Source organism: Amycolatopsis decaplanina DSM 44594, from assembly GCF_000342005.1.
In the GTDB taxonomy this organism is placed as follows: Bacteria; Actinomycetota; Actinomycetes; order Mycobacteriales; family Pseudonocardiaceae; genus Amycolatopsis; species Amycolatopsis decaplanina.
Genome location: NZ_AOHO01000049.1, coordinates 1 through 25,962 on the forward strand (window position 1 = coordinate 1; position 25,962 = coordinate 25,962).

Sequence of the window (25,962 nt, forward strand, 5' to 3'; positions counted from 1 at the left end):
CCCGGGGGACCTGACTAGTTACAAGGACGGTTAGAACCGTCCTTACCGCTCACGAGCCCTACGCGGTCCTGAACATCTCCTCGTACCGGGACACCATCATGTGCGACCCCTTGATCTCCGAAGTCGTCGCCGCGTCCAGGATCCCGACTTCCTCGGCGTAGGTCGCGCCCCCGGACGGACCGAGCGGCAACGAGATCATCGGCCCGCCCGGCGTGTGGGCGCGCAGCTCGCCGCCTTCGACCAGCGCCCGGATGTTGGCGACGACGACCTCGGCGTGATCACCGGCCACCTTCGCCAGTTTCCCCTCCGGCAGCGCGGTGATGTCGCCGAGCGCGAACACGCGGGGCTGCCCTGGGAGCCGCAGTTCGGGGGTCACCGCCACCTGTCCGTTCGCCTGCCGCGCGGCGGCCAGTTCGCCGTCGAGATAAGCGGTGTGCGGCGCGCCGCCGTAGCACTGGAACCACAGGTCGGCGGTCACCTCGCCGCCGCCGGTGAGACCCGAGGTGAACGTCTTGGCCTGCCCCGGTTCCGAGACCGGCTGCTCGGTCAGCGAAGTGCCGAGCAGGAGTTCGACGCCCAGGTCGCCGAGCTGACGGCGGATCTCCGCGCGGAACTCCTCCGGGAAGCCGGGCAGGATCTCCTTCGCCGGGTCGACGATCGTCACGGTCTTCTCCGGCCACACCGCCTTGATCTCCCCTGCCAGTTCGAGGCCCACCGGGCCCGCGCCGAGCAGCAGCACCTTCTCCGCCCCCGCGAGTTCCTCCCGGGTGGCACGGATCTTCGCCTTCGCCGAAGCGCTGTCGTGGAAATCGATCTTCGCCGGGAACGGGTACGCCGAACCGGTCGCCAGCACGACGTAGTCCGGTGTGAGCCGTTCGCCCGACGCGAGCGTGACGCCGTCCTGGTCCACGCTCACCGCGCGGTCGCGGAGCACCCGTCCTCGCTCGAGAAGCCGGGCGTACGGGTAGAAGAGCCGATCCGTCCACTCGGGATCGACGAGCCCGCGCAACGCGGCGACATGGTGGACGAAGTCCTCGCGCGGCTCGACGAGCACGACGTCGGTGAACGAGTCCAGCTCCTTGGCGACGGTCGTGCCGCCGTATCCCCCGCCGATGACGGCCACGGTCGTGGTCATGAGATCCCCTAGTTCGTAGTACGTAATGTTGGTATTACGAACTACAGTAGTTCGTACTCCGAACGATCGTCAAGTAGACTGCGGTCATGACCACGGCCGAAGACCTCGGATTCGCGACCGCGCTGGTGCGGCTCTCGCATCTGGTGCAGCGGGCTTTCATCGACGTCGGCCGGTCGCACGACCTCACGCCGCAGCAGGCGCAGCTGCTCTGCGTGCTGGCGCAGGGGGAGAGGGGTGTCGGGATGACCGACCTCGGCAAGATGCTGAACCTGGAGAAGTCCAGCGTCACCGGCCTGGTGGACCGGGTGCAGCGGCGCGCGCTCGTCGAACGGGTCGCGGATTCCTGCGATCGCCGCGCGCTGAAGATCACGCTGACGGAAGAGGGGCTCCGGCTCGCGAACGCCGCTCACGAAGGCGTCGTCGAGAAACTGGAGGAAATGGCGGCGGACCTCCCCAACGAACAGCGCGAGGCGATCGCGGCCGCCGCGTGGCGGATGGCGCCCGAAGACTGATTCAGTGCCAGACGGCGGCGGCGAGCAGCAGGCCCGCGGTCGCCGCGGTCAATCCGGCTAGGACGGTCACGCAGACGTTGACGACGGCGTAAAGCCGTGCCTTCTCCGTGAACAGGCGCAGGGTTTCGTAGCCGAACGTCGAGAAGGTCGTGAGCCCGCCGCAGAAGCCGACGGCCAGCAGCGCGCGGACCTGGTCCGGCTGCCCGCCGTGCGACGCCCAGCCGGTCAGCACGCCGAGGATCGCCGAACCGACGACGTTCACCGTGAGCGTGCCCCAGGGAAACGCGGAATTCCGCCACGCCTGGACGCGCCGGTCGGTCAGGTAACGCAGGATCGCGCCGAGGCCGCCGCCGAGCGCGACGAACAGAACGGTCACGGTGCCGTCCGGCCCGCATAGCGGATGACCTCGACGTCGTCGAGGGTCACCAGGCCTTCGCCGATCAGTTCGTCGAGCTGCGGCAGGAACGCCCGGATCCGGTCCTCCTCGTCGACGATCACGATCACCACGGGCAGGTCTTCGGACAACGAGAGCAGCCGGGTCGTGTGGATCAGCGAACTCGCGCCGTACCCTTCGATCCCGCGCAGGACCGACGCCCCGGCGAGCCCGGCGTCGTGCGCCCGCCGCACGATCTCGTGGTACAGCGGTTTGTGGTGCCAGACGTCGTCCTCGCCCACGTAGACGGACAGCCGCAGGGCGCGTCCGGCGAGCCTCATGGTTTCGCTCCCGTCCGGTTGAGCCAGGCCCGGGTCGCTTCCCCGCCGATCAGGACCGCGATCAGGGCGGTGACCACGCTACCCGCCGCGTACGACAATCCGGTGAACGGATGTCCGGCGGTCACAAGATCGAGTGTCTCGGTCGTATAGGTCGAAAACGTGGTGTAACCGCCAAGGATCCCCACCCCGAGGAAGGGGCGCAGTAGCCGGTGCGGACTCGTGGCCCCGGTGATGACCGCCATCAGGATCCCGATCAGCAGACAGCCGGAAACGTTGGTGGCGAAGGTGGAAAGCGGGAACTGGCCGCGGGAACGGGGGATCGCCACCGAGAGGCCGTAGCGGGCGAGACTGCCCAGCGCGCCGCCCGCGCCGATGACCGCCAAGACGTCCCAGCGCGTCGCTGAGTGGCGTTTCGGGACGGATGCCGGTTCAGCCATGGATGGCAGCTTAGAACCGCTGTCCGGGTGAACTCGCGCCACGGTGGCGAAGATCGCTCACAAGACCGTTTTTCCCTGCTGGACAGTGAATTTTCTCGAAACGTGTCGTAGGCTGAGCGGCGCTCCAGGCCGATTTTCGGTCCGTCCGCTCGTCTAGAAAAAGGTGGCAGGATGGCACAGGAACAGTCAGGTACGCAGGCTCCCGACAGCGGTTTGCTGCTGGAGGTCGAGAAGATCCCGACCGCGGTGGACCGCGGGAAGGCCAACGGCGCGGCCGCCGACAACGACGGCAACGACGGCTGAGTGCCCGAAGCGCCGACGCTGGCTGACCTCGTGGCTCCGCTCGGGGTCAGCCAGTTCTTCCAAGACGTCCAGGGCGAGACCTACCGCCGTTTCGAAGGCCGCGCGGGCCGCTTCGCCGACCTGTTGCCTTGGCCGGCGCTGAACGCGATCCTCCGGCGGCATCGGCTGGAGTTCCCGCGGCTGCGCCTCGCGCTCGACGGCACCCCGGTGCCCATGGAGAGCTATACCGATCTCGTCCCCACCCGTCGCAGTGGCACCGTCCCCCGCCTGCGGGCCGCCCCGTTCACGGAGCACCTGCGCGGCGGCGCGACGATGGTGCTGGACGCCATCCAGGAACTCAGCGACCCGATCGGCGACCTCGCCAGGAGCCTCGAACACGACCTCCGTGAGAGCGTCCAGGTCAACCTGTACGCGGGCTGGGGCGTGACCCACGGCTTCGACGTGCACTGGGACGACCACGACGCGTTCATCATCCAGGTCGCCGGCCGCAAACGCTGGCGGATGCACGGCCCGACCAGGCCCGCGCCACTGCACCGCGACGTCGAGCAGCCCGAGCGGCCCGGTGAGCCGATCGACGACTTCATCCTCGAAGACGGCGACGTCCTCTATGTCCCGCGCGGGCACTGGCATGACGTCACGGCGGTGGGGGAGATGTCGCTGCACCTCACGCTCGGTTTCAGTCCGGCCACGGGAATCGACCTGGTGTCCTGGCTCGCCGACAAGCTGCGGGCGAGCACCGTGTTCCGCGAGGACCTCCCGAGGTTCGGGACGGCGGAGGAACGAGTGGCCCGCGCCGCCGCACTGCGCGCGGAACTGGAAGCCACGCTGACCGGCGACGTCGTCGGCAGGTTCCTCGCCGAGCGTGACTCGGCGGCCCCGGCGCATCCGCGGGTCGGGCTGCCTTGGGCGGCGACTCCCGGCCTGCTGCCGGACGGTGATGAGACCGAGGTCAGGTTCCTCGTCCCGAGGGCGGTGCTCGAAGAAGGCGACGGCCGGGTGACCCTGCTCGCGGACGGCAGACGGTTCGTCTTCGCGGGTGCCGCGGCACCGCTGCTGAAGGCGCTGCTCGACGGCACGCCACAGGCGGTCAAGCGACTCACCGAGCTGTCCGGACTCGATCGGGGGACGGTGCGGGCCTTCCTCGGCGAGCTTACCTCGCAGGGACTTCTCTCGATCGGCTGAACGTCACAGGGGACGAGAAGTGTGAAGGGAGGTCGGACGGGGTAAGCTAAGGCATGCCTAAGGTCAAGTCCGGAGGGGTCGACCGATGACCGCTCAGCTCTCGGACACCCCAGCCCCGGACAGCCCAGCGCCGCCCGCCGCGTTGCCGGGCTGCGCCACTGTTGCGCGCATGCTGGGCGCGAGCCCCGCCGGCACCGCGGCGGACATGCGCTGCTGGCTGCTCATCGAGCAGCCTGGCCCCTGGCCCGCGGACGCGCTGGAGAACGTCCTCGACGAGGCATTCCCCGCCGAGCGCCGTGAGCTGCTCGAGAACTTGAGACGTTCCCACGGGCTCCGCCCGCTGCTGATCCGCCGTCCCGGCAAACATCGGCGCGACCCGGATCGCCCCCGTTCGGTGTACGTCGGCGGAGGCGAGCCGGGCAACCGCTGGCTGGAGCGCCTGGAGATCCACGACCTGGGTGAACTGGCCGCGCTGGACCTCGAAGCGGTCGCGGAAGGCACCGGCGGACTCGGCACGCGCGTGGACGGGCCGCTGTTCCTGGTCTGCACGCACGGCACCAAGGACATGTGCTGCGCGGTGCTCGGCCGCCCGCTGGCCTCGGCGCTCGACGCCAACCACCCCGGCCGGTCCTGGGAGGTCAGCCACGTCGGCGGCGACCGCTGGGCGGGCAACCTGCTGGTGGTGCCCGACGGATTCCTGCACGGCCAGCTCAATCCGGCCGAAGCGGCGCTGGTCGCCAAGGCCGCCCTGCGCGGTCAGGTCGAGCCGGAGCAGCTTCGCGGCCGGACTTCCGCCCGGACGGCGTGGGCGCAGTTCGCGGAGATCGCGCTCCGGCGGCAGCTGGACCTGTCCGGTTTGGACGACGTGCTCGCCGTTCAGGAGGAGCCGCTGATCGAGTCGGACGCGCGGGTGGTCACCGTGCGCGGCGGCGACGACTTCTATTCGGTGACGGTGCGCCGACGTTCGGCGACGCCGCGCGGGGAGAGCCGTTGTGTTGGGCTGATCCAGCCCGCCGGGTACGTCACGGAGAACATCACCAAGCTCTGACAGGGCGGGAATCCCCCGCGTTCGAACATACGTTTGACACCCGGCTAGAACATGTGTTCGACTGGCTGGGTGCGATGGGATCGACAGCGGGCGGACGGCGGCGAGCCGGTCCTGCCCGGATTGGACGGGTTGCGGCGTTCGGTGCGCTCGCCCGAGTTCGACGGCGTGACCTTTCACGAGGTGCACGCCAAATCCGTGCTGAACAAGGTGCCCGAGGGATCGGGCGTCCCGTTCGGATGGACGGTGAACCCGTATCGCGGTTGTTCTCATGCGTGTACGTACTGCCTCGAAGGCGGGACGCCGGTCCTGATGGCCGACGGCCGGACGAAGGCGCTGGCGGATCTGGCGCCCGGTGACGCGATCTACGGGACGCGCGGACGGGGCGCCGGGCGCAGTCTGGTACCGACGAAGGTGCTCGCGCACTGGTCGACGCTGAAACCGGCGTACCGCCTGACCCTCGACGACGGAACGTCCATCGTGGCCAGTGGCGATCACCGGTTCCTGACCGGTCGTGGGTGGAAACACCTCACCGGCACCCGCTTCGGCGCGGCGCAGCGGCCGCATCTGGTCGGCGGCACCGAACTCGTCGGCGTCGGGAAACTCGCCCGCACCCCGGACGACACCCTCGGCTATCGCGCCGGATACCTGTGCGGGATGGTGCGCTCCGGTGGCTTCTCGACCGAGAAGGACGCCGCGGACCGCGCGCTCGGGTATCTGCCCGATTTCGGCGGGTCGGTCGGCTTCGTGCAGATGCCGCCGTCGCCGGATTCCCATTGGCTGCGCGGATTCCTGGCCGGATTGTTCGACCTCGCCGGGAGTTACCGGCACGGCGCGCTGCGCGTCACCCATGACGAGCGGGACATCGTCTCGGCCTTCTGTGCCGCGCTGGACAACTTCGGCTTCCGTTATGTGAGAACAGAAAACGCCAAGTTTTGTCCGTTGTGGACGGTTCAACTGCTCGGCGGGCCATCGGAGGAGGTGCGGTTCTTCCAGCTCGCCGATCCCGCCGTCGCCTGGAAACGGTCGCTCGACGGCCTCGCCATCGGCCGGATCCGGCGAAAGGTGACGTCCATCGAGCCGCTGGGCATCGAGCTGCCGTTGTTCGACATCACCACCGGAACGGGCGACTTCATCGCCGACGGCATGGTCACGCACAACTGCTTCGCCCGGAACACCCACACATACCTGGACTTCGACGCCGGACGCGACTTCGACACGCAGGTGATCGTGAAGGTCAACGCGCCCGAAGTGCTGGCAGCGCAACTGAGGCGGCCGAGCTGGACGCGCGAGCACGTCGCGATGGGCACGAACACCGATCCCTATCAACGCGCCGAGGGCCGGTACAAGCTGATGCCGCGCATCATCACCGCGCTGGCGGATTCGGGCACGCCACTGTCGATCCTGACCAAGGGGACCGTGCTGGCCAGGGATCTGCCGCTGCTGGAGTCGGTGTCGAAGGACGTGCCCGCCGGGCTGGCGATCTCGCTCGCGCTGCTGGACGAGGATCTGCAACGCCGCCTCGAGCCGGGGACACCGAGCCCGAGGGCGAGGCTCGACCTGATTCGCAAGGCGCGGGACGCCGGTCTCCCGTGTTCGGTGCTGGTCGCCCCGGTGCTGCCCTACCTGACCGACTCGGCGGCCGCGCTCGACGCCTTGTTCTCGCGGCTGGCCGAGGCCGGCGCCACGCGGGTCACCGTCCTCCCGTTGCATCTGCGGCCGGGCGCGCGGGAATGGTTCGCTCGCTGGCTCGGCCGGGAACATCCGGAGCTGGTGCCGAAATACCGCGAGCTGTACTCGCGTGGCGCTTATCTTCCGAAGTCCTATCGGGAGCGGCTGGGAGCCCGCGTCGGCCCGTTGTCGCGCCGTCACGGTTTCGGTTCCCGTGCCGATGACGGGGAACGAACGCAGGTGACGATGCCCGTGCAGCGTTCGGGGGAGACGGTGGTGCCGCCGGCGGAACAGCTCAAACTGCTGTAAGACATCCTCACGCGCCACTTTCGCCTCACGCGACCAAAAGCCGGCCCCTCCCGAGATGCGGCGAGCATTGTGAATTTTCTTACCGCACAACGGATTCGGCCGTTCGGCTCAGTCGCTTGGCGGAAGTCCTTTTCGTGCCTAATCTCGAAGGGAGGAAGCCGAGGAGGTGCCTGTTGACCACCCGTACGGATCGCACCGCCGCTGTCCGCATCGCCTGGGCCGCGACCAAGCTGACCAGAGCGGGCAGGCACCCCATCGCCATCGGAAGACTCGCCGCCACCGTCGGCATGGACCCCGCCGAAGCCCACCGGCTGATGGACCTGATGGGCTTCGTCATCCGCGACGGCCTGGTCGTGATGGACCGCGGTTCGCGCCCGTCCGAGCGGGCGGGCTCCGACCGGTACCGGGTCGACCTGTTCCTCCTGGCCGTCGCCACCGGTGAACCCGTGCACGCGGACGCGGTCTGCCCGGCGACCGGGGCACGCGTCCGCGTCCACTTCACCCGCGCGCACGTCTTGAGCGTCGACCCGCCGCACGCCGTCGTCGCCGCGTCGCGGCTGCCCGGTATCGACCTCGCCCTGGGCCAGGACTACGTCGAAGCGCTGGTCTGCACGCGGTTCTTCGCTTCGCGGGAGGCGGCCTCGGGCTGGCTGCTGGAGAACATCGACGGCCGGGTCCTGTCCGTGCCCGATTACCTGGCGCACACCCGGCGGATGGTCGCGGCGCTGGAGGCCTGGCCGACGATCTGACGGCACGCGGTTTGTACCTGGTCGCGAGGCATCCGGGGTGATTCGTTAGCCTTTGACGTCGGCGAAAAGCCGTCGAATCGCAGAATCGTGATGCCGAAGGAGAGCACCCGCAGTGCTTCGCACCCACAAAGCCGGCACCTTGCGTGCCGAGCACGCCGGTCAGACGGTCACCCTCACCGGATGGGTGGCCCGGCGGCGCGATCACGGCGGCGTCATCTTCATCGATCTGCGCGACGCCAGCGGCGTGAGCCAGGTCGTCTTCCGCGAGGGCGAGATGGCCGAGCGCGCCCACCAGCTGCGCTCCGAGTACTGCGTCCGCATCGTCGGCGAGGTCTCCAAGCGCCCGGAGGGCAACGCCAACGCCGAGATCCCCACCGGCGAGATCGAGGTGCTGGTCACCGAGCTCGAGGTGCTGTCCGAGGCCGCCGTGCTGCCGTTCCCGATCGACGACCGGGTCGACGTCGGCGAGGAGGTGCGGCTCAAGCACCGCTACCTCGACCTTCGCCGCAGCGGCCCCGCGGCCGCGATGCGCCTGCGCAGCGAGGTCAACCGTGCCGCCCGCGAGGTGCTGCACGCGCAGGAGTTCGTCGAGGTCGAGACCCCGACCATGACCCGCTCCACTCCTGAGGGTGCCCGCGACTTCGTGGTCCCGGCCCGGCTCAAGCCCGGCTCCTGGTACGCGCTCCCGCAGTCGCCGCAGCTGTTCAAGCAGCTGCTCATGGTCGGCGGCCTCGAGCGGTACTACCAGATCGCGCGCTGCTACCGGGACGAGGACTTCCGCGCCGACCGTCAGCCGGAGTTCACCCAGCTCGACATCGAGATGAGTTTCGTCGAGCAGGACGACGTCATCGCACTCGGCGAGGACATCGTGACGGCGCTGTGGAAGCTGATCGGCGCCGAGATCCCCCTGCCGTTCCGGCGCATCACCTACGCCGAGGCGATGGAGAAGTACGGTTCGGACAAGCCGGACCTGCGCTTCGACCTCGAGCTCACCGACATGACGGCGTTCTTCGCCGACACCCCGTTCCGCGTGTTCCAGGCGCCGTACGTCGGTGCCGTCGTGATGGCGGGCGGGGCCGACCAGCCGCGCCGCACCCTCGACGCCTGGCAGGACTTCGCCAAGCAGCGCGGGCACCGCGGGCTCGCCTACATCCTGGTGAACGAGGACGGCACGCTCGGCGGGCCGGTCGCGAAGAACCTGTCGGAGAAGGAGCGCGAGACGGTCGCCGAAGCCGTCGGCGCCAAGCCCGGCGACTGCGTCTTCTTCGCCGCCGGAAAGCCCGCCGACGCGCGTGCGCTGCTGGGCGCCACCCGGCTGGAGATCGGCAGCCGCCTCGGCCTGATCGACGAGAACGCCTGGTCGTTCGTCTGGGTCGTGGACTTCCCGATGTTCATCTCGGCCGAGGAATCCGACGACGTCGCGGTCGGCGGCGGGAAGTGGAAGGCCCTCCACCACGCCTTCACCTCGCCGACCCCGGAGTGGATCGGCAAACTCGCCGACGACCCCGGCAACGCGCTGGCCTACGCCTACGACATCGTCTGCAACGGCAACGAGATCGGTGGCGGCTCGATCCGTATCCACCAGCAGGAACTGCAGAAGCAGGTCTTCGAGCTGATGGGGCTGTCCGAGGAGGAGGCGCAGGAGAAGTTCGGCTTCCTGCTCGACGCTTTCGCCTTCGGCCCGCCGCCGCACGGCGGTATCGCGTTCGGCTGGGACCGGATCGTCATGCTGCTGGCCAAGGCCGAGTCGCTGCGTGACGTGATCGCGTTCCCGAAGACCGGTGGCGGGTTCGACCCGCTGACCGCCGCTCCCGCGCCGATCACGGCGGAGCAGCGCAAGGAGGCGGGCATCGACGCCAAGCCCGCGCCGCCCGCCAAGAACTGATGCTCCATCTCAGGGCCGTGTGCCCGCCGGACCGGACCGAAGAAGCGATCCGGTTCCTGCGGGCACACGCCGGGACGGCGCATCTCGTCGTGCACCGCGGGGTGGCGGTCGCGCCCGAGGGCGATCTGATCGAGGCGGACATCGCCCGTGAAGCGACCGACGAGATCGTCGAGTCGCTGTGCGGACTCGATCTCGACCACACCGGCGGGATCACCCTGGAAGCGCTCGACACCGCGGTGTCCGACGCCGCGGACAGGGCCGAGGAAGCCGCGCCGGGTGAGGCCGCGGACGCGGTGGTGTGGCAGGAACTCGTCGGCCGCACCGGCGAGGAGTCCCGGCTCACCTGGACATTTCAGGCGTTCCTCACCATCGCGTGCCTGCTGGCGTCGGTCGGCGTGATCACGAACTCGGCGGTCACCATCGTCGGCGCGATGGTCGTCGGCCCGGAATTCGGGCCGCTGGCCGCGATCGCGGTCGGGCTGGTGCTGCGCCGGGGTGACCTGGTCAAACAGGGCGGCATCGCGTTGCTCGGCGGGTTCCCCATCGCGATGGTGATCACGCTCGGCGTGGTGCTGGCAGGCAACGCCACCGGGATTCTCGAAGTCAGCAAGCTCGCGGAGAACCACGAGGTGGATTTCGTTTACCAGGTGGGAATCGCGTCACTGATCGTCGCGCTGCTCGCGGGCGCGGCCGGGATGCTGTCCATGACGTCGGCCAAATCCGCCGCGCTCGTGGGTGTGTTCATCTCGGTGACGACGGTTCCCGCGGCGGGCTACGCGGTGGTCGCGGCGGTTGCCGGTCAGTGGGAACGGTGTCTTTATTCGGCCGGTCAGCTTCTGGTCAATCTCATCGGAATCGTTGCAGCTGCGGCCATTGTGCTGACATTGCGCCGTCGTGGGCAACGATCGAGGGTGACGGAACGTCCGCTTTCACGCGGATGAGTCCAGATCGCGCCAGTGCGCGCGATTGCCCGGATCTCAGTGGTCATGGTTGCTCAGTCACGAGTAGGGTCGGTGGCAATGACAGTCGATACCTCCTCTGCCGACGATTCAACCGTCGGAGCTGGAGCCGAAACCCTCGCCGTCGCGACCGCGGTCGCCGCCGGCGAGTCGGTCCTTTCGCGCCGATTCGGCAGCGCGATCACCCTCGTCGCCCCCGAGGACCTCGCCGGCAGTGGCCCGGCGACGGTCGTGCGGGCGCGGGTCGCGTCGTCGCCGTTCGCGCTGCCGCGCACTTTGGTCATCAAGCACTACCCCGATCCACCCGAACCGGGACGGCCCGACCCGTTCGCGCAGGAGGCGGTCAGCTACCAGCTGTTCACCGCGCTCGCGCCGGAGGACCGGATGTGCCCGGAACTGCTGGCGCACGACGGCCGGGCCCGCGTACTGGTGATCGAGGACCTCGGCGGCGTCCCGACGCTGCACGACAAGCTCCACGCCCGTGACGCCCGCGGCGCCGAACGCGCGCTGCTGTCCTGGGCCCGGTCGCTGGGGAGGCTGCACGCGAGCACGGCGAGCCGCGAGCCCGATTTCAACGCGCTGCTGCGCCGTCTGGGAGGCCCGGTCAAGAACGAGGACGCGCCACTGCCCGCGGTCTGCGCGCAACTGCCGGGGCTGCTGGAGGAACTGCTCGACGTCGAGACGCCGGAGCCCGTGCAACAGCGGGTCATGGAGGTCGCCGAGCGGGCGGGCGCGCCGTCCTACCGTGCCTTCAGCCCGGTCGACCTCAGCCCGGACAACAACCTCGTGACCAGCGGCGGAGTGCGGTTCCTCGACTTCGAACGCGGCCGGGTGCGCAGCACTCTGATGGACGTGGCGTATCTGCGGCTCCCGTTCGCGTCGAGCGCGGACGCGCTGGCGCTGCCGCCGGGGATGAGCGAGGCGATGATCGCGGCTTGGCGGGCCGAGGTCGTCTCGGTCTGGCCCGCGCTCGCGGACGAGGACGCGCTGGCCGAGCACCTGATGGACGGTCAGCTGCTCCTGCTGTGGGTCCTCACCTGGGAGCTTCTCCCGGAGCTGGACCTGGGCCGGCGCGCCACGCCGATCAGCCGGGAGGCCGCGCTGGTGACCTGGTGGCGTGAGCTGGCCAAGCACTCGCTGCGCGCCCGCCTGACGCACATCTCCGAGCACGCCACCAGGGTCGCCGCGGCGCTCGGGGCCAGGCTGGGGCCGCACGCGGACCTCGCGTTCTACCCGGCGTTCCGGTAACCGCCGCACGGACTTTTCGCTCGACCGTCCTCGCCGCGTTACCCAGGCATCACCGCTGGTGAGTCTGCGTGGCCGATGGTGGCTACCGTGACCGTGATCAGTGTCGAAGTCACTCCGAGTCCCGAACCTCTCCTTCCTCCCGCCCCGGCCGTACCGCGGGCCGCTCGCAGCCTGGTCGTGCTCGGCGATTCCACGGCCGTGGGCCTCGGCGACCCGCTGCCGGACCGAGGCGGCTGGCGCGGGGTCGGCCCGCTCGTCGCCGAGGCGCTGGGCGTCGAGCCGGACGGCTACCTGAACCCGTCGTTCACCGGAGCGCGCATGGGCTGCGTGCTGACGAAGCAGCTTCCCGCGGCCGTGGCGCACCGGCCGGACGTCGCGCTGGTGGTGGCGGGGATGAACGACACGCTGCGCCCCGATTTCAGCGCCGAGAAGATCGCCGCGGACCTCACCGAGGTGATCCGTTCGCTGTCCGCCGTCGGCACCACCGTGATCCCGGTGCGCTACCACGACCACGGCAGGGTGTTCCGCCTCCCGCGATCGCTGCGGCGGGCGTTGAGCGCGCGGGTCGCCGAACTGAACGCCGCCATCGACGGTGTCGTCGAACGCGAGCGCGTGCCGTGTCTCGACCTCGAACTGCTTCCCGGCGCCTACAACCTCGCCGCGTGGAGCGTCGACCGGCTGCACCCGTCGGAACTCGGGCACCGGATGCTGGCGACCGGGTTCACCGAACGGCTCGCCGAGGCCGGGTTCGCGGTGCCGCGGCCGGTCAGCCTGACCTGCTCGGGAGGCGTGGAGCCGAGCACCGCCGGGCACGTCGGCTGGCTGGTGCTCAAGGGCATCCCGTGGGTGTGGCGGCGGGGCCGCGAGTTCGTGCCGTACGCGGCCGTGATCATGTGGCATTCGTTCCGGGAACGGCTGCGCTGACCTGTGGCCGGAACCGTCGGTGGCTACGGCTACCGTCGACACCGTGGCACAGGACGAACTCTTCACCGTGAACCCCGACCTCGGGCCGCCGCCGGAGCCCGCCGAGCCGAGGGAGGCCAAGGGGGGTGGGTCCCTCGAAGAGGGGGGCGGGAAAAACACCGTACCGGCGGGCTCGCCGCTGGCGGTGCGGATGCGGCCGCGGTCGCTCGACGAGGTCGTCGGCCAGCAGCACCTGCTGCGTGAGGGTGCGCCGCTGCGGCGGCTCGTCGAAGGCGCCGCTCCCGCTTCCGTGCTGCTCTACGGACCGCCAGGGACGGGCAAGACCACGCTGGCGAACCTCGTCTCGGCCGCGACCGGCCGCCGGTTCGTGGCGATGTCGGCGCTGTCGGCCGGGGTGAAGGAGGTGCGCGGGGTCATCGAAGAGGCACGGCGCCGCCGGAACTACAACGCCGAGAACACGGTCTTGTTCATCGACGAGGTCCACCGTTTCTCCAAGACGCAGCAGGACGCCCTGCTCGGCGCCGTCGAGGACCGGACGGTGCTGCTGGTGGCGGCCACCACGGAGAACCCGTCGTTCTCCGTCGTCTCGCCGCTGCTTTCGCGGTCGCTGGTGCTCCAGTTGCGGCCGCTGGCCGACGCCGACATCGTCGCGCTGATCGAGCGCGCGATGGCCGACGAACGCGGTCTCGGCGGCGAACTCACCCTGACCGAGGACGCGCGGGCGCATCTGGTGCGGCTGGCCTCCGGCGACGCGCGGCGCGCGCTCACCGCACTGGAAGCGGCCGCGGACGCGGCGAGCGCGACCGAGGCCAAGACGATCGATCTCGCCATCGTCGAGTCCACAGTGGACAAGGCGGCGGTGCGCTACGACCGCGACGGCGACCAGCACTACGACGTCATCAGCGCGTTCATCAAATCGATCCGAGGGTCCGATGTGGACGCCGCCCTGCACTACCTGGCGCGGATGATCGAAGCGGGGGAGGACCCGCGGTTCCTGGCCCGGCGCCTGGTCGTGCACGCGAGCGAGGACATCGGCATGGCCGATCCGACGGCGCTGCAATCGGCCGTCGCGGCGGCACACGCCGTGCAGTTCATCGGCATGCCGGAAGGCCGTCTCGCACTGGCGCAGGCGACCGTTCACCTGGCGACGGCGCCGAAATCGAACGCCGTCATCACCGGGATCGACGCCGCGCTCAGCGACGTCCGGTCCGGGCGGATCGGGACGGTGCCGCCACATCTGCGCGACGGGCACTACGCGGGAGCGGAGAAGCTCGGCAACGCGAAGGGGTACCGGTACCCGCACAATGTGCCGGAAGGTGTTCTGGCGCAACAGTATCCACCGGACGAGCTGGTGGGGCGGGACTACTACGAACCGACGCAGCGCGGGGCCGAGCGGACCTTGTACGAGCGGGTGCCGAAGCTGCGGCGCACCATCCGGGGTGAGCGTTAGGTTTCGGCCGGAGCTCGTCACGCAATCCGCAAGTTCACGGGCCGGGGTTGTCGTGAGTGGTGAGTGGGGTTATCGAGGGGTAGGGCAAAGGTGGTGTGTTGCGAAAGCCTCTTTCGCGACGTTGGTGGTGAGGGGAGTGCGCGGTCGGTCCAGGTTTTCGTGAGTGGCGATTCGGGTTAGTACGGACCGGTGTTTGCCTACCTGCTGCTGACCTGCGCGAGGGTGACGATCTCAGGGGGTATCGAGATCGTCTATGAAGGAATGGGGACGCTCGACGTCCCGAATCCTCCGTTGATCAAGGTTGTGCCACTCAGACCCGACGGCCGACACCCCGGCCACCCGCACCAGCTCCACCACGGCACCAAGACGGGGTCGGGTCCAGTAGGTAAGCAAATACCGGTCCGCCAGAGGCCGAATCGCCACTCACGACCACCTGGACTTGCGCCTTCCCACCTGGCAGTGCGGCTTCTGTTGCTGGTGATCAGTGGGGCGCGTTCACGACTCCCGCGGCAGCTCGCTCACCCCACGTTTGCCTTACCTCTCAATAGAACCCGAATCCCCACTCGCGACCCGCTTGACCCAGTGCTGTCCGCCGGGTGGGCATGGTGAGGGGCCCATCGCCGGTGTGGCTGGCGGGCTCCTCGGGGTTAGGTGTGGTGGAGGGTGTTGCGTCGGGGTTTTCGGAGCGGATCTCGGTATTGGGGTGGGATGAACTCGGGTAGCCCGTCGGTGGCCGTGCGGACTTGCCAGTCGCCGTGGTGGATCAACCGGTGGTGAAAGCCGCAGAGCAGCACCAGGTTGCGGAGGTCGGTGGGTCCGCCGTCTGCCCAGTGATCAATGTGGTGGGCGTGGCAGTGCTTCGGCTTCCGATGACAACCGGGGAACGCGCAGCCACCGTCGCGGATGTTCAGGGCACGTCGTTGGCCGGGGGTGACGAACCGTCGCATCCGTCCCACGTCGAGAGGCTCTCCGGCGGCGTTCATGACGACGGGGAGCATGAGGCAGTCGCAGGCGGCGAGGCGNGTGTGGCTGGCGGGCTCCTCGGGGTTCAGGCGTGGTGGAGGGTGTTGCGGCGGGGTTTTCGGAGCGGGTCCCGGTATTGGGGCGGGATGAACTCCGGTAGCCCGTCGGTGGCCATGCGGACTTGCCAGTCGCCGTGATGAATCAACCGGTGGTGGAAGGAGCAGAGTAGGACGAGGTTGCGGAGGTCGGTGGGTCCGCCGTCTGCCCAGTGGTGAATGTGGTGGGCGTGGCAGTTCTTGGGCTTCCGATGGCAGCCGGGGAACGCGCAGCCGCCGTCTCGGATGTTCAGGGCGCGGCGTTGGCCGGGGGTGACGAACCGTCGGAGGCGTCCCACGTCGAGGGGCTCTCCGGCGGTGTTCATGACGACGGGGAGCATGAGGCAGTCGCAGGCGGCGAGGCGGGCTTCGCGGGCGGTCATCGTGCCGACGAAGTCGAGGCAGGCGGTGCCGAGGCCGGATTTCAGCTCCTCCAGCCCGATGGTGACGTGCACCAGCGTGCGGTAGCCGCTGGTGCCCGGTTGGTCGGGGCAGGCGATCGCCAGGTCCAGCAGATCGACCCACGCGTCTCCCAGGCGTTCGCACTTCATCCGCAAGTCGGCTTGGCCGAATTCGTCGACTGGGCGTGGCTGGGCATGGGCCTCGAGCGCGGCCGCCGTGCGAGCACCGGTCTCGTCGTCGAGGAGACCGGTCAGTCTCCAGAACCCGTCCTTGCGGCGTTCCAGAGTGATCTCCCGACGCGGTTCCTTAGGCTCTGGATCCTTGGGCTCGTTCCCGTCGGGATCCAACCACGCCAGCAGATTCTGCTCGGCTTCCACCAACTGCCGCGGCCCGGCATCCCGGGCGAGGTCGGCGAGAATTTTCTCCGCACTCGCCCGGTCTTCGGCCGATGTGTCGGGCGGGATCTTCGTCAGGATCTCCAGGATCTGATCGATCCGCTCATCCCCGACCAGCCCCTCCGCGGCCACCGCAGCGGTCGCGGGCGCAACCGCCGGAACCTCGGTCCCATCCAGCGCCCGGGTCGGGTTCAACGCGATCGCCCGCTTCACCACCGGACGCGCCTCACCAACCGACAACCCCGCCACATCCGCGAACCACGTAGCCGTACTGCCGTACCCGTACAAGTCTTTGACGCCCCGAGACTCGATCTCCGCCAGAAACTGCCCCAACCCGGCGGTAGCCATCCGAATCACCCGCAAAGACTGCTGCACGCCATGGGCAAGCTCCAGCTTGCCGGCACGCCACAACTCCTGCGGCAACTCGGGAAGAAAGGTCTCGGACACTCCTCCAGAATACCCGAACAAATCGAACGCGTGTTCGTAATTTTAAGCAACAATGAAATTGAGCGAACGACACTTAAGAGTGAAGCCGTCACCGAGTCTGGTCGGGTCGCTTTGGGTAAGACAAGTACCTGAAGTCTTCTCTCTCGTGAGTGGTAAAGACGGTTCTAACCGTCTTTACCACTCACGAGTACCTAAGCCGACGCACGATGGGGGACTTCCCGGGTTTTGACGAGTTGACTGCAGGACGTCGCTGAGCTCTTGGGTCTCGTGAGTGGTAAGGACGGTTCTAACCGTCCTTACCACTCACGAGGACCTTTTCTGCGCGCTGCCGGGTCTGTCAGGCGGGGGTCCAGAGGGCAGGCACGTTCGGCGGCTCCCAGCCGGGCAGTGACCGGTGACCCTGCCGGCACACGTAGGCCGCGCCGTTGTAGGTCACCCGGGCACCGGTGGCGTAATCGACGTCCGGCTTCCAGGCGTCGGACGGCACCGAGGTGGTCGTCGTCGGCGTGGTGGTGGTCGTCCGCGTCGTCGTCGGGCTGGTCGTGGTGGTGGGTGTCGTGGTCGTCGTACCCGTCGTCGTTGTGGGCGTGGTGGTCGTCGTCGGCGGAGCACCGCCGCCGCGCGGGTGATCCGACGCGATCGCGTACGTCGTCCCGCCGAAGGTGAACGTGAAGTTCGACGGCGAAGCGATCGGCATGTAGTAGTTCAGCCGGATCTCGACGGTGGCGCCCGGCGCGATCGTCTGCCAGGTGGGCACGGTCACCGCGACGTGCTGGAAGTCTCCCTTCATCCCGCCGACGTTGGGCCCGCTGTGGCCCTTGCTCGTGACCGTCAGACCGAAGCCGGACTGGTCGGACATGCTGCCGGGCGCGCTCGTGCCGTAGTCGAACTCGATCTTCGTCCCACCGGGGATGGTGGTGGTCGAATTGTTGGTGATGCGCATCCTCGGGGTGATCGGGTAGTTCGGGTCGCCCAGCGCGAACCCGGTCAGGTTGACGTTCGCGTTCAGCACCGACGACGGCGCGGGACGCGACGACTTGCTGTTGCCGTACGGGGCGGCGCCGCGTAGGCCGTCGTTGATCTTCGTGATCAGCATGTCGCCCATGAAGTACTGGCCCTTGGCGTTGTCGAAGGCGTAGTCGCCCGCCAGTTCCCAGATCATGACGCCGCCGATGCCCTTGTCGGCCACGTACTTGGCCTTCGTGGTGAGCGACTCTTCGTCCTCAGTGGACAGGAACACCTTCTTGTCGTTGTTCCACAGCCACGGCGTCACCATCGTGTTGTCGTAGAACCGGTCGTACTTCCCGGAGAGCCGGTCCTTCGGGTTGTTCTTCGGGTCCAGCCCGTACGCCTCCAGGTAGTCCGGGGTGATCTCGTTCTCGAGGTTCTTCGCGTGCCACATGGGGTTCGCGCCCGCAGGTACCTCGGCGCCCGTCAGGCTCATATCGTGCCAGAGATTGTCGATGCCGATCGCGCCGTTACCGCACGGCACGGTCGAACCGACCTGGGAACCGGTGCCAGGTGGACACTGCTTCTGGTCCGGCAGTGGAGCATTGCCCCACAGTCCGTTGGTCCCGCCGGACACCCCTTGCCAGCCCCGGGTGTAGAACCCGACGCCGATGTTGATCCGGCCGGCCTGCATGGCGCCGCGGAAGTAGTGATAAGCCCAGTCGGTGTTGAGATAGCCCTGACCGTCGTACTGCGGTGTCGTGTACACCTGCCAGTGCGCGAGTTCCGCGTCCTTGCCGTTGTCGTAGAGCGCCGCGTTCGGCCCGGCGAACTGGTTCCACGCGCCGTGCAGGTCGTAGCTCATCATGTTGGCGTAGTCGAGGTACTGCGTGACGCCGTAGACCTCCTGGCCGCGCAGCAGCCAGCCGGACGCGGGGACGGCCGCGGTCAGCAGGTAGTGCTTGCCGTCGGCGGCGCCCGCCTGGTCGATCTTCTGGCGGAGCGTGCGCATCAGGTTCTCGTAGCCCGCCCACAGCGTGCCGCGGTTGGCCTGCGCGATCCAGTAGTCATCCGGGTTTCCGGCGTAGTTCGCCGAAGTCGCGTACTCGTAGTCGATGTCCGCGCCGTTGAATCCGTAGTCGCGCAGGAACTTCACGACGGAATCCGCGAAGACGTCAATGCTCGCTTGGCTTTGCGTCATCTTGTAGAACCCGCCCGACGCGTTGCGCGTGCCGTCCGGGTTCAGGAAGCCGCCCGTTTCCGCCCAGCCGCCGATCGAAACCAGCGTCTTCACGTTCGGGTACTGCTTCTTGTACTTGTTCAGCAGATTGAAATGTCCCTTGTAGGGCAACGACGGATCCATCTCCGCGCCGGGCACGCCCGGCCATTCCATGCCGATGGACTCGTTGTTCGGGCCCGGGGCGCCGACCGACACCTTGTTCTGCGCGTCGACGTGCGCGAACGCGTAGTTGAGGTGGGTGACCTTGGTCCACGGGATGTTGCTCGCCAGATACGCCGGCGCGCCGTTCTTTCCGGTGCGCCAGCTGGTGAAGTAGCCGATCACGCGGCGGGAATGCCCTTCTCCCAGGGATTCGCGGCCAGCGGTGTCGTAGACGGTGCAGTAGGGGGTGTCGACGCCGGGTGTCCGGTACAGCCCGTCGGGACGACAGTCCTCATGGCCTGCCGCGCTCGACGTGGACGGGGTGATGACGACGATCATGAGTCCGGCCAGCGTGATGAGCGACGCCAGCAGGGGGAGTAGTTTCCTGGTTCTCCTTGGCACGCCGAACCTCCGACAGTGGAAGATGGCCCTCGGTCACAGCAGCTTGAGCCGCCGACCTGGCGCGCGTCAATAGGTGTAGACCAATTTCCATCCTGTGCCGTACGACGGAGCGTACCTGTGCTTCGTCAGGTCCGGTCTTCGTCGAGGAGCGAGGGTCGTTCCGGTGCCGGTGTGTAAGTGATGCCTCGCAACAGAGTTCGCGGGTGGCCATACCGCCGACCACATCCGGTGAGTGCTATGACCCCGTGCCCTTCTACCCGGGTGTGCGGGCCGACCTTGCCGGGGTGCACCGAAAGCGCTTCGGCGATCGTTTCCGCGTCGCAGTGGTCCGGAATCCCGAGTTCCGCCTTCAGGCGCCGGTAGCGCCGGACCCATTCCCGTTGCCAGTCCAAGGGATTGTCGGTGTGCTCGATGTCGTCGGCCCAGCCTTTGGGCAGCGGGGTGTCTTCGTGGGGGAGCAGGTAGCCGTGCTCGGCCGCGAGTTCGCCGACGGATTCTTCGGGAGCGGAGACGTCGTAGAATCGGACCAGCTCGCCGTTTTCGGCGATACACCACGACGTCGTCGAGTCGCCGTAGCTGCGGAAGTAGTGGTGCGCCTCGCCGAACCTGCGACTCAATGCGACGCAGCGCTCACGAAGCACGCCGCGCCAGACCTTCTCGTTCGCGAGCATGGCCAGATAATGCTCGCGGGGTTCGGTGCTCCAAGAGCTTTCGTCGGTGACGTCCGCGGGGTGCTGGTCGTCCGAAGGTGAGCCGAAGATGAGCGTCCATCCGTCGAGCGCGGGACTGACGTAGACCCGTGCGCACCGTTGATGCCCTGGGCCGAGGTAGTGCTGTCTCCAGATCTCGGTGCCCAGCGACATGGTCACCGGTTCCGGGCCGGACAGACCGAACGCGTCGAGCACCGCCGCCTGGTCCGTGGTCGGGATGGCGTACCAGAACTCGCAACTCTCCATCGCGACCGGGACTTCGACGGCGATCTTGCTCCGGATCAGACGGCGGAAGAGCGAGAGGTCGTCTTCACCGAGTGCTTCCGGGCCGCCCAAAGCGAAAAGCAGGGTGCGCGCCGCGTTGCGCAGCGCCTGATCCCCGGTTCGCCGGATTTCGCGCAGTTCGGGAAAATCGTCCGGTCCGGCGTCCCGCAGATCCCAAGTACTGACGTGTTCCCCCGCGACGAGGGCTTCGGCCACGGCTCTCATGTCCATGCGGCGGAGGTTAGCCGGGCACCACGACAGAAAACTCGTTCCCGTCGGGATCCGCCATTTCCACCTGACCGCTTTCACCGACGCCGACTCGGGTCGCACCGAGCGAAACGAGCCGGTCGACTTCCGAAAGCGGGCCGTGCAGAACGAAACGGAGCCGGTTCCGCCCGGTCTTCGGTTCCTCCGTCGGCAGGAAGCGGATCCGGAAACCGGTGTCGTCGTTCGGGACCGAATAGAGCCTCGTGAGTGGTAATGACGGTTAGAACCGTCATTACCACTCACGAGTCCCGTCAGCAGGAGACGCCGGGCCGCCCGTTCTCGACCCGCGCGGTCAGCGTACGCAGGAACGACGGATCCCCGTCCGCGGTGACCTTCACGTCGTACCAGCCGCCCGAAACCGGCCAGTCCACCGTGACCGAACGCCCGGCCCCGACCCGCACCACCCGCGTGAACCGCGAAGACGACAGTCGCAGCGTCAGCGCCGAAGTGCCCGAGTTGGACAGCTTGAACTCGACACCCGAACGCCACGTCAGGAACCGCGTCCGCACGTCGACGCCCGCCGCCGCGCCCTTGCGGTTCCCGCGCAGTTCCCACCACGACCGGTTCGGCCCCTGGACGACGACGCGGTATTCGTCACCGGCCAGGCGCACGACTTCCGGTGCCTCGCCGCGGACGTCGCGGTGCGCGGGTTCGGCGAATTCGCCCTTGTACGGGTACAGCGCGAAATGCGCCGACGACGAGCCGCTGTTGGCCAGCGAAAGCGCCAGATTCCCCGACTTGTCCACCGAACCGGATACCGACACCTGATACGGCAGCGGCCGCGACGGCCGGTTGCCGGGCTCGGCCACGGGGAGACTCTGCTCCGCCGGGGCGGACGGCCGCCAGCGGCTGATCGGCGCGGGCACCGGACCGGGCCGGTTCACCCGAGGCTGACGTCCGGCGCGCGAGAAGTCGAAGGCGCCGGTGAGATCGCCCGCGACCGTCCGTCGCCACTTGCTGATGTTCGGCTCGGCGACCCCGGTCCAGCGCTCGAGGAACCGCAGGACCGAAGTGTGGTCGTACACCGTGGAGTCGACGTTGCCGCCGATCGACCACGGCGAGACGACCGTCATCGGCACACGCGGGCCGAAACCGAGCGGCTGGCCGTTGAAGTGGTCCGCGTCGTTGGCCGCGTTCCCGGGCGGCATCGGCGGCGGGACGTGGTCGAAGTAGCCGTCGTTCTCGTCGAAGTTGATCAGCAGCACCGTTTTGGACCACGTTTCGCGGTCGGACGCCAGCGCGTCGAGCACGCGGTAGATCAGGTTCGCGCTGCCGACGGGAGTGGACGCGCCGGGGTGCTCGGAGTCCTTCGCGGACGGCACCAGCCAGCTGACCGCGGGCAGCCGCCGCGCCTGGATGTCCGCCTTCAGCCGGGTCACCAGTGTCTCCGGCTCGCTGCGGTACATGGCCTTCTTGAACAGGTTCCGCTCGGCGGGCGTCAGCTTCGCGACCCCGGCGTCGAACTGTGCCAGCAGTTTCGCGCGCTCCTCAGGAGTCTTCTTGGGCAGTGCGTCGTAGAACTCCTCGGTGGTGCGGAACTTCTCTTCGACCGACGCGAGGATCTTCGTGCCGACCTTCTTGAACGGCACGAAGTACTCGACCGCGTTGTCGGTGAAGTTGTCCCACTCCTGGTAGATCTGCCACGGCACCCCGGCGGCTTCGAGCCGCTCCGGGTAGGTGGTCCAGTCGTAGCCTTGGTGGTCGTAGGAGTACGCCGCGTTCGTGACCGCGCGGTTCGTCGTGCTGCCCGGTTCGAACCCGGTGGTCCCGGTCCACAGGAAGTTCCGGTTCGGGTTGGTGGAGCCGAAGATCGAGCAGTGGTAGGCGTCGCAGATGGTGAAGGTGTCCGCGAGTTCGTACTGGAGCGCGATGTCGCGGCGCTCGTAGTAGGTCATGGTGGCGGGGGTCTTCGCCGCGATCCAGCCGTTGTTCCAGCCGCGCGCCCACGCCTTGCCGCTGCCGTTCCAGCTGTGGTCGAGGTCGCCGAGGTACTGGATGTCGTCCGGTTTCCGGCCGGCGAGTTCGGCCGCCTTGCGCACCGAGAACGGCAGCACCGTGCCGCCGGCGGGATTCGGCTGCTCGAACACCGATCTGCCCGACGGCAGTTCGAGCGGATGCGTGTCCGAGAAGCCCCGGACACCGCGCAGGCTGCCGTAGTAGTGATCGAACGACCGGTTCTCCTGCATCAGCACGATCACGTGCTCGATGGCGTCGAGTCCGCCCCGCCGCATGGGTTCGGCCATGGCGGCGTGCACGGAAGGCGGGAGGAGAGTGGTGGCGGCCGCGGCGCCGGTGGCGCCCAGCAACGTACGGCGTGACAGTTCAGGCATGCCGGAACCTTGACCCAGGAACATGAACGTCACAAGAACCGGATAGGTCGACTCGGAGACGGTAGCCGGGTGGTGACACCGCGTCGATCCTCCGGTCCGGGCTTGGTATCCGGCGGTTCCCGTGTTTAGAGTATGCGGCCCGTACGAACCCCTGGATGGCCGTGATTCCTGATCATCACAACGAAAACGAGGGTGGGGAAGACCCAGCCAGACCGGTGTTCGTCGACCCCAGCGGCCGTCGCCGCACCGTGGTCCGGCGGATCGCGATCGGTGTCTGCGTGGCCGTCGTCGGCTATGGGATTCTTCTCACCGCGGCGCTTTTCGGGGCGCCGACCCTGCCTTCCGCGCTGATCCCCCTGCCGCCGCCCGCGCCCTCGGCGACCACCGGGCCGCCGCCCGCGACGACGTCGGCCGGACCCAGGCCCACGGCTTCACAGTCGTCACCGACGGAACCACCCGCTACCGGGCGTGAGACGTCGGACACGAGCGCCAGGCAGGCTCCACCCGCGAACCGGGCCTCTTCCGGGACGACGCCGCCTCAGCCCGCCGGTACCTCCTCGCCGGGCACCGAGCGCCGCAACAGCCGCGCGCCCGACGTCCCACCCGGACAGACGAGGACCGAGCCTCCCGGTAACGGGCGCTGACGCGCCGGATCGCGCACGACCGAAGGAACCCTTTTTTGTCCCACCACCACCGACGGCTGCCGCCGCCCAAGGCTCATTGGGCGCTGCTGGCGACCCTGCTGTTCGCGGTCACCGTCCTGCTCGGGTTGACCACACTGGTCGAAGGAGGGTTCGCCGCCGACGGGGCGCCCCGGACGCGGACGGCGGCGGAGGTCCCGGCCGCGGTACGGCACGGCGGCCCGATCATCGACCCGCGCGGAGCCGAGCCCGTCACGTCCCGGCTCCAGCCCAAGACGGTGGCGCTCACCTTCGACGACGGCCCCGATCCGGAATGGACGCCACGGATCCTCGCCACTCTCGAACGGCACGGGGTCCACGCCACGTTCTTCGTGACAGGCGCGCAGGTGACGCGTCACCCCGGCTTGACGGCGGAGATCGTCCGCCGCGGTCACGAACTCGGCAACCACACCGCCACCCACACCGACCTCGGCTCGGCCGGGGACGCCCGCGCGCAGATCGAGCTCAGGGCCACCGACCTCGCCATCGCCGGCGCCGCCGGGACGGAGACCTCGCTGGTCCGGCCGCCCTACTCCTCGACCGCCGACGCGATGGACGACGCGGGCTGGCGTGCGGCACGGCGCCTCGGCGGCGAGGGCAGGCTCATCGTGCTGTCCGAACTCGACTCCCAGGACTGGCGGCGCACCGGGGTGGACGCCATCGCCGACGCCATGACCCCCCGGACGGACGACGGCGCCGTCGTCCTCCTGCACGACGCGGGCGGCGACCGCTCGGAGACCCTCGCCGCGCTCGACCGCGTCATCCCCGGACTCAAGGCCAAGGGCTGGCGGTTCGACACCGTCAGCGGGGCCGCCGGGCTCAGCGGAACCACGGCCGGTGTGGACGGATTGACCCGCTTCGGCGGCTGGCTCCTGATCGCCGCGGTCCAGACGGGCGAGGCCCTCTCGGCGGCGCTGGGCTGGCTGCTCATCGCGGCGAGCGTTCTCGCCGTCCTGCGCACCGTTCTGGTCCTCGTCACCACGGCGATCCATGTCAGACGGGGCAGAACCGCGCCGTCGCGGCCGCCGGTGCGGGAGCCGGTGACCGTGATCGTCCCCGCCTACAACGAAGCCGCCGGGATCGAGGCGACGATCCGCTCGATCCTCGCCTCCGACCACCATCCGACCTGGGTGATCGTCGTCGACGACGGCTCCACCGACGGCACCGCCGACGTCGTCGAGCGGCTCGGCCTGCGCCGGGTCATGCTGATCCGGCAGCTGAACGCGGGCAAACCGGCCGCGCTCAACACCGGTCTCGCCGCCGCCCGTACCGAACTGGTGGTCATGGTCGACGGCGACACCGTGCTGGAACCCGGCACCGTGGGCGCCGTCGTGCGGCCGTTCGCCGATCCCTCGATCGGCGCGGTTTCGGGCAACGCCAAGGTCGCCAATCGCGGAGGGCTGCTCGGCCGCTGGCAGCACATCGAATACGTCATCGGGTTCAACCTCGACCGCCGGATGTACGACGTCGGCGAGTGCATGCCGACGGTGCCCGGCGCGGTCGGGGCCTTCCGCCGCTCGGCGGTGCTCGCGCTCGGCGGCGTCCCCGAGGACACCCTCGCCGAGGACACCGACCTCACGATGGCGCTGGAGCGCGACGGCTGGCGGGTGGTCTACGAACAGGAGGCCCGTGCCTGGACAGAGGCACCGGCGACGCTGGGGCAGCTGTGGAAACAGCGCTACCGATGGTGCTACGGCACGCTCCAGGCGGTGTGGAAACACCGGGGTGCGGTCGTCGGCAAGGGGGCCGAGGGCAGGCTCGGCCGCCGCGGCATCCCGTATCTGCTGATGTTCCAGGTGGCGCTGCCCGTGCTCGCGCCGTTCGTCGACGTGGCCGCGCTCTTCGGCGTGCTGACCGGGGACTGGAAGTCCGCTTTGCTCTACTGGTCGGTGTTCCTGCTGCTGCAGCTCGTACCGGGCGTGATCGCCTTCCGGCTCGACCGTGAATCGCTTCGCCCGCTGCTTTTCCTGCCCCTGCAGCAGTTCGTCTATCGCCAGCTGATGTACCTCGTCGTCATCCAGTCGGTGATGACGGCGCTGGCGGGTGCCCGCCTGCCCTGGCACAAACTCGATCGCCTCGGCCAGAACGCGCCACCCGAAGTGCTTTCCGACGGCAGGCCCGCATCGTGAACGGCGCACCGGTTCCCGCCGGTTCG

General features: G+C 68.7%; 21 protein-coding genes and 2 pseudogenes. 13 read left to right on the top strand and 10 right to left on the bottom strand.

The features are described 5' to 3' along the window. Positions 1-58: 58 nt before the first annotated feature. Positions 59-1,135 (bottom strand): NAD(P)/FAD-dependent oxidoreductase, encoded by a 1,077-nt coding sequence (locus H074_RS16470; RefSeq protein ID WP_007031166.1) that lies wholly within the window; start codon positions 1,133-1,135, stop codon positions 59-61. A gap of 86 nt (positions 1,136-1,221) precedes the next feature. Between H074_RS16470 and H074_RS16475 the strand changes: the two genes are divergently transcribed. Further along, a complete protein-coding gene (locus H074_RS16475) occupies positions 1,222-1,647 on the top strand; it encodes a MarR family winged helix-turn-helix transcriptional regulator (RefSeq protein WP_007031167.1) in 426 nt (141 codons plus the stop codon). A gap of 1 nt (position 1,648) precedes the next feature. Here H074_RS16475 and crcB (H074_RS16480) read toward each other — a convergent pair whose 3' ends face one another. Genes crcB (H074_RS16480) through crcB (H074_RS16490) form a run of 3 tightly spaced genes read right to left on the bottom strand, consistent with a single transcriptional unit; the run spans position 1,649 to position 2,798 of the window. After that, a complete protein-coding gene (gene crcB / locus H074_RS16480) occupies positions 1,649-2,023 on the bottom strand; it encodes a fluoride efflux transporter CrcB (protein ID WP_007031168.1) in 375 nt (124 codons plus the stop codon). Continuing rightward, the gene (locus H074_RS16485) at positions 2,020-2,361 is read right to left on the bottom strand and encodes a DUF190 domain-containing protein (RefSeq protein ID WP_007031169.1); all 342 of its coding nucleotides are present in this window, start codon (positions 2,359-2,361) and stop codon (positions 2,020-2,022) included. The genes crcB (H074_RS16480) and H074_RS16485 overlap by 4 nt, the downstream gene beginning before the upstream one ends. Then, positions 2,358-2,798 (bottom strand): fluoride efflux transporter CrcB, encoded by a 441-nt coding sequence (crcB, locus tag H074_RS16490; RefSeq protein WP_051071947.1) that lies wholly within the window; start codon positions 2,796-2,798, stop codon positions 2,358-2,360. The genes H074_RS16485 and crcB (H074_RS16490) overlap by 4 nt, the downstream gene beginning before the upstream one ends. 171 nt (positions 2,799-2,969) lie before the next feature. On the opposite strand from crcB (H074_RS16490), the gene H074_RS42060 reads away from it, so the two are divergent. The 10 genes from H074_RS42060 (at position 2,970) to H074_RS16535 (ending at position 14,523) form a co-directional block, all read left to right on the top strand. Then, positions 2,970-3,101, top strand: coding sequence for a hypothetical protein (locus tag H074_RS42060; protein WP_005157133.1), 132 nt, complete (start codon positions 2,970-2,972; stop codon positions 3,099-3,101). Next, positions 3,102-4,283, top strand: coding sequence for a cupin domain-containing protein (locus tag H074_RS16495; protein WP_007031171.1), 1,182 nt, complete (start codon positions 3,102-3,104; stop codon positions 4,281-4,283). 85 nt (positions 4,284-4,368) lie between these two features. Beyond that, positions 4,369-5,331 carry a sucrase ferredoxin gene (locus H074_RS16500; protein ID WP_039922622.1) on the top strand — a complete coding sequence of 321 codons (963 nt, stop codon included), beginning with the start codon at positions 4,369-4,371 and terminating at the stop codon, positions 5,329-5,331. A 69-nt stretch (positions 5,332-5,400) separates the two neighbouring features. After that, positions 5,401-7,308: an intein-containing Rv2578c family radical SAM protein gene (locus tag H074_RS16505; protein ID WP_200865786.1), complete on the top strand. Its 1,908-nt coding sequence runs from the start codon at positions 5,401-5,403 to the stop codon at positions 7,306-7,308. Positions 7,309-7,481: 173 nt separating this feature from the next. Then, the gene (merB, locus tag H074_RS16510) at positions 7,482-8,057 is read left to right on the top strand and encodes an organomercurial lyase (protein ID WP_007031174.1); all 576 of its coding nucleotides are present in this window, start codon (positions 7,482-7,484) and stop codon (positions 8,055-8,057) included. Between the two features lie 112 nt (positions 8,058-8,169). After that, positions 8,170-9,942: an aspartate--tRNA ligase gene (gene aspS / locus H074_RS16515; protein WP_007031175.1), complete on the top strand. Its 1,773-nt coding sequence runs from the start codon at positions 8,170-8,172 to the stop codon at positions 9,940-9,942. After that, the gene (locus H074_RS16520; RefSeq protein ID WP_007031176.1) at positions 9,942-10,883 is read left to right on the top strand and encodes a DUF389 domain-containing protein; all 942 of its coding nucleotides are present in this window, start codon (positions 9,942-9,944) and stop codon (positions 10,881-10,883) included. Before aspS ends, H074_RS16520 begins: the two co-directional genes overlap by 1 nt. A gap of 78 nt (positions 10,884-10,961) precedes the next feature. Then, complete coding sequence (locus tag H074_RS16525; protein WP_007031177.1) at positions 10,962-12,149, top strand: hypothetical protein; 1,188 nt, start codon at positions 10,962-10,964, stop codon at positions 12,147-12,149. A 75-nt stretch (positions 12,150-12,224) separates the two neighbouring features. Further along, entirely contained in the window at positions 12,225-13,073 is an 849-nt protein-coding gene (locus H074_RS16530; RefSeq protein WP_007031178.1) for an SGNH/GDSL hydrolase family protein, read from the top strand. A gap of 43 nt (positions 13,074-13,116) precedes the next feature. Continuing rightward, positions 13,117-14,523, top strand: coding sequence for a replication-associated recombination protein A (locus tag H074_RS16535; protein WP_007031179.1), 1,407 nt, complete (start codon positions 13,117-13,119; stop codon positions 14,521-14,523). A 647-nt stretch (positions 14,524-15,170) separates the two neighbouring features. Here H074_RS16535 and H074_RS39315 read toward each other — a convergent pair. The 6 genes and pseudogenes from H074_RS39315 to H074_RS16560 all read right to left on the bottom strand — a co-directional run. Next, positions 15,171-15,557, bottom strand: a pseudogene (locus H074_RS39315) (HNH endonuclease signature motif containing protein); the annotation flags it as partial. Between the two features lie 14 nt (positions 15,558-15,571). Further along, positions 15,572-16,825 carry an HNH endonuclease signature motif containing protein gene (locus H074_RS16540; RefSeq protein WP_039922624.1) on the bottom strand — a complete coding sequence of 418 codons (1,254 nt, stop codon included), beginning with the start codon at positions 16,823-16,825 and terminating at the stop codon, positions 15,572-15,574. Positions 16,826-17,162: 337 nt separating this feature from the next. Further along, complete coding sequence (locus tag H074_RS16545) at positions 17,163-19,556, bottom strand: chitinase C-terminal domain-containing protein (RefSeq protein ID WP_039922626.1); 2,394 nt, start codon at positions 19,554-19,556, stop codon at positions 17,163-17,165. A gap of 125 nt (positions 19,557-19,681) precedes the next feature. After that, complete coding sequence (locus tag H074_RS16550; RefSeq protein WP_235096786.1) at positions 19,682-20,761, bottom strand: hypothetical protein; 1,080 nt, start codon at positions 20,759-20,761, stop codon at positions 19,682-19,684. A 10-nt stretch (positions 20,762-20,771) separates the two neighbouring features. Beyond that, positions 20,772-20,975, bottom strand: a pseudogene (locus H074_RS39960) (VOC family protein); the annotation flags it as partial. 73 nt (positions 20,976-21,048) lie between these two features. After that, positions 21,049-23,127 carry a phosphocholine-specific phospholipase C gene (locus H074_RS16560; protein WP_039922634.1) on the bottom strand — a complete coding sequence of 693 codons (2,079 nt, stop codon included), beginning with the start codon at positions 23,125-23,127 and terminating at the stop codon, positions 21,049-21,051. Positions 23,128-23,282: 155 nt separating this feature from the next. On the opposite strand from H074_RS16560, the gene H074_RS40265 reads away from it, so the two are divergent. Further along, on the top strand, positions 23,283-23,771 hold the full coding sequence (locus H074_RS40265) for a hypothetical protein (protein ID WP_152521433.1): 489 nt from the start codon (positions 23,283-23,285) through the stop codon (positions 23,769-23,771). A 35-nt stretch (positions 23,772-23,806) separates the two neighbouring features. After that, a complete protein-coding gene (locus H074_RS16570) occupies positions 23,807-25,936 on the top strand; it encodes a bifunctional polysaccharide deacetylase/glycosyltransferase family 2 protein (RefSeq protein ID WP_007031186.1) in 2,130 nt (709 codons plus the stop codon). Positions 25,937-25,962: the final 26 nt, after the last annotated feature.

Bases quoted from the DNA above. Each gene is read 5' to 3' on its own strand.
- H074_RS16485 (WP_007031169.1), bottom strand. From the start codon at position 2,361: ATGAGGCTCGCCGGACGCGCCCTGCGGCTGTCCGTCTACGTGGGCGAG.
- H074_RS16550 (WP_235096786.1), bottom strand. From the start codon at position 20,761: ATGGACATGAGAGCCGTGGCCGAAGCCCTCGTCGCGGGGGAACACGTC.
- H074_RS16560 (WP_039922634.1), bottom strand. From the start codon at position 23,127: ATGCCTGAACTGTCACGCCGTACGTTGCTGGGCGCCACCGGCGCCGCG.
- H074_RS16525 (WP_007031177.1), top strand. From the start codon at position 10,962: ATGACAGTCGATACCTCCTCTGCCGACGATTCAACCGTCGGAGCTGGA.
- H074_RS16475 (WP_007031167.1), top strand. From the start codon at position 1,222: ATGACCACGGCCGAAGACCTCGGATTCGCGACCGCGCTGGTGCGGCTC.
- H074_RS16520 (WP_007031176.1), top strand. From the start codon at position 9,942: ATGCTCCATCTCAGGGCCGTGTGCCCGCCGGACCGGACCGAAGAAGCG.
- H074_RS40265 (WP_152521433.1), top strand. From the start codon at position 23,283: ATGGCCGTGATTCCTGATCATCACAACGAAAACGAGGGTGGGGAAGAC.
- H074_RS16530 (WP_007031178.1), top strand. From the start codon at position 12,225: ATGGTGGCTACCGTGACCGTGATCAGTGTCGAAGTCACTCCGAGTCCC.
- H074_RS16500 (WP_039922622.1), top strand. From the start codon at position 4,369: ATGACCGCTCAGCTCTCGGACACCCCAGCCCCGGACAGCCCAGCGCCG.
- H074_RS16470 (WP_007031166.1), bottom strand. From the start codon at position 1,135: ATGACCACGACCGTGGCCGTCATCGGCGGGGGATACGGCGGCACGACC.
- H074_RS42060 (WP_005157133.1), top strand. From the start codon at position 2,970: ATGGCACAGGAACAGTCAGGTACGCAGGCTCCCGACAGCGGTTTGCTG.
- crcB (WP_051071947.1), bottom strand. From the start codon at position 2,798: ATGGCTGAACCGGCATCCGTCCCGAAACGCCACTCAGCGACGCGCTGG.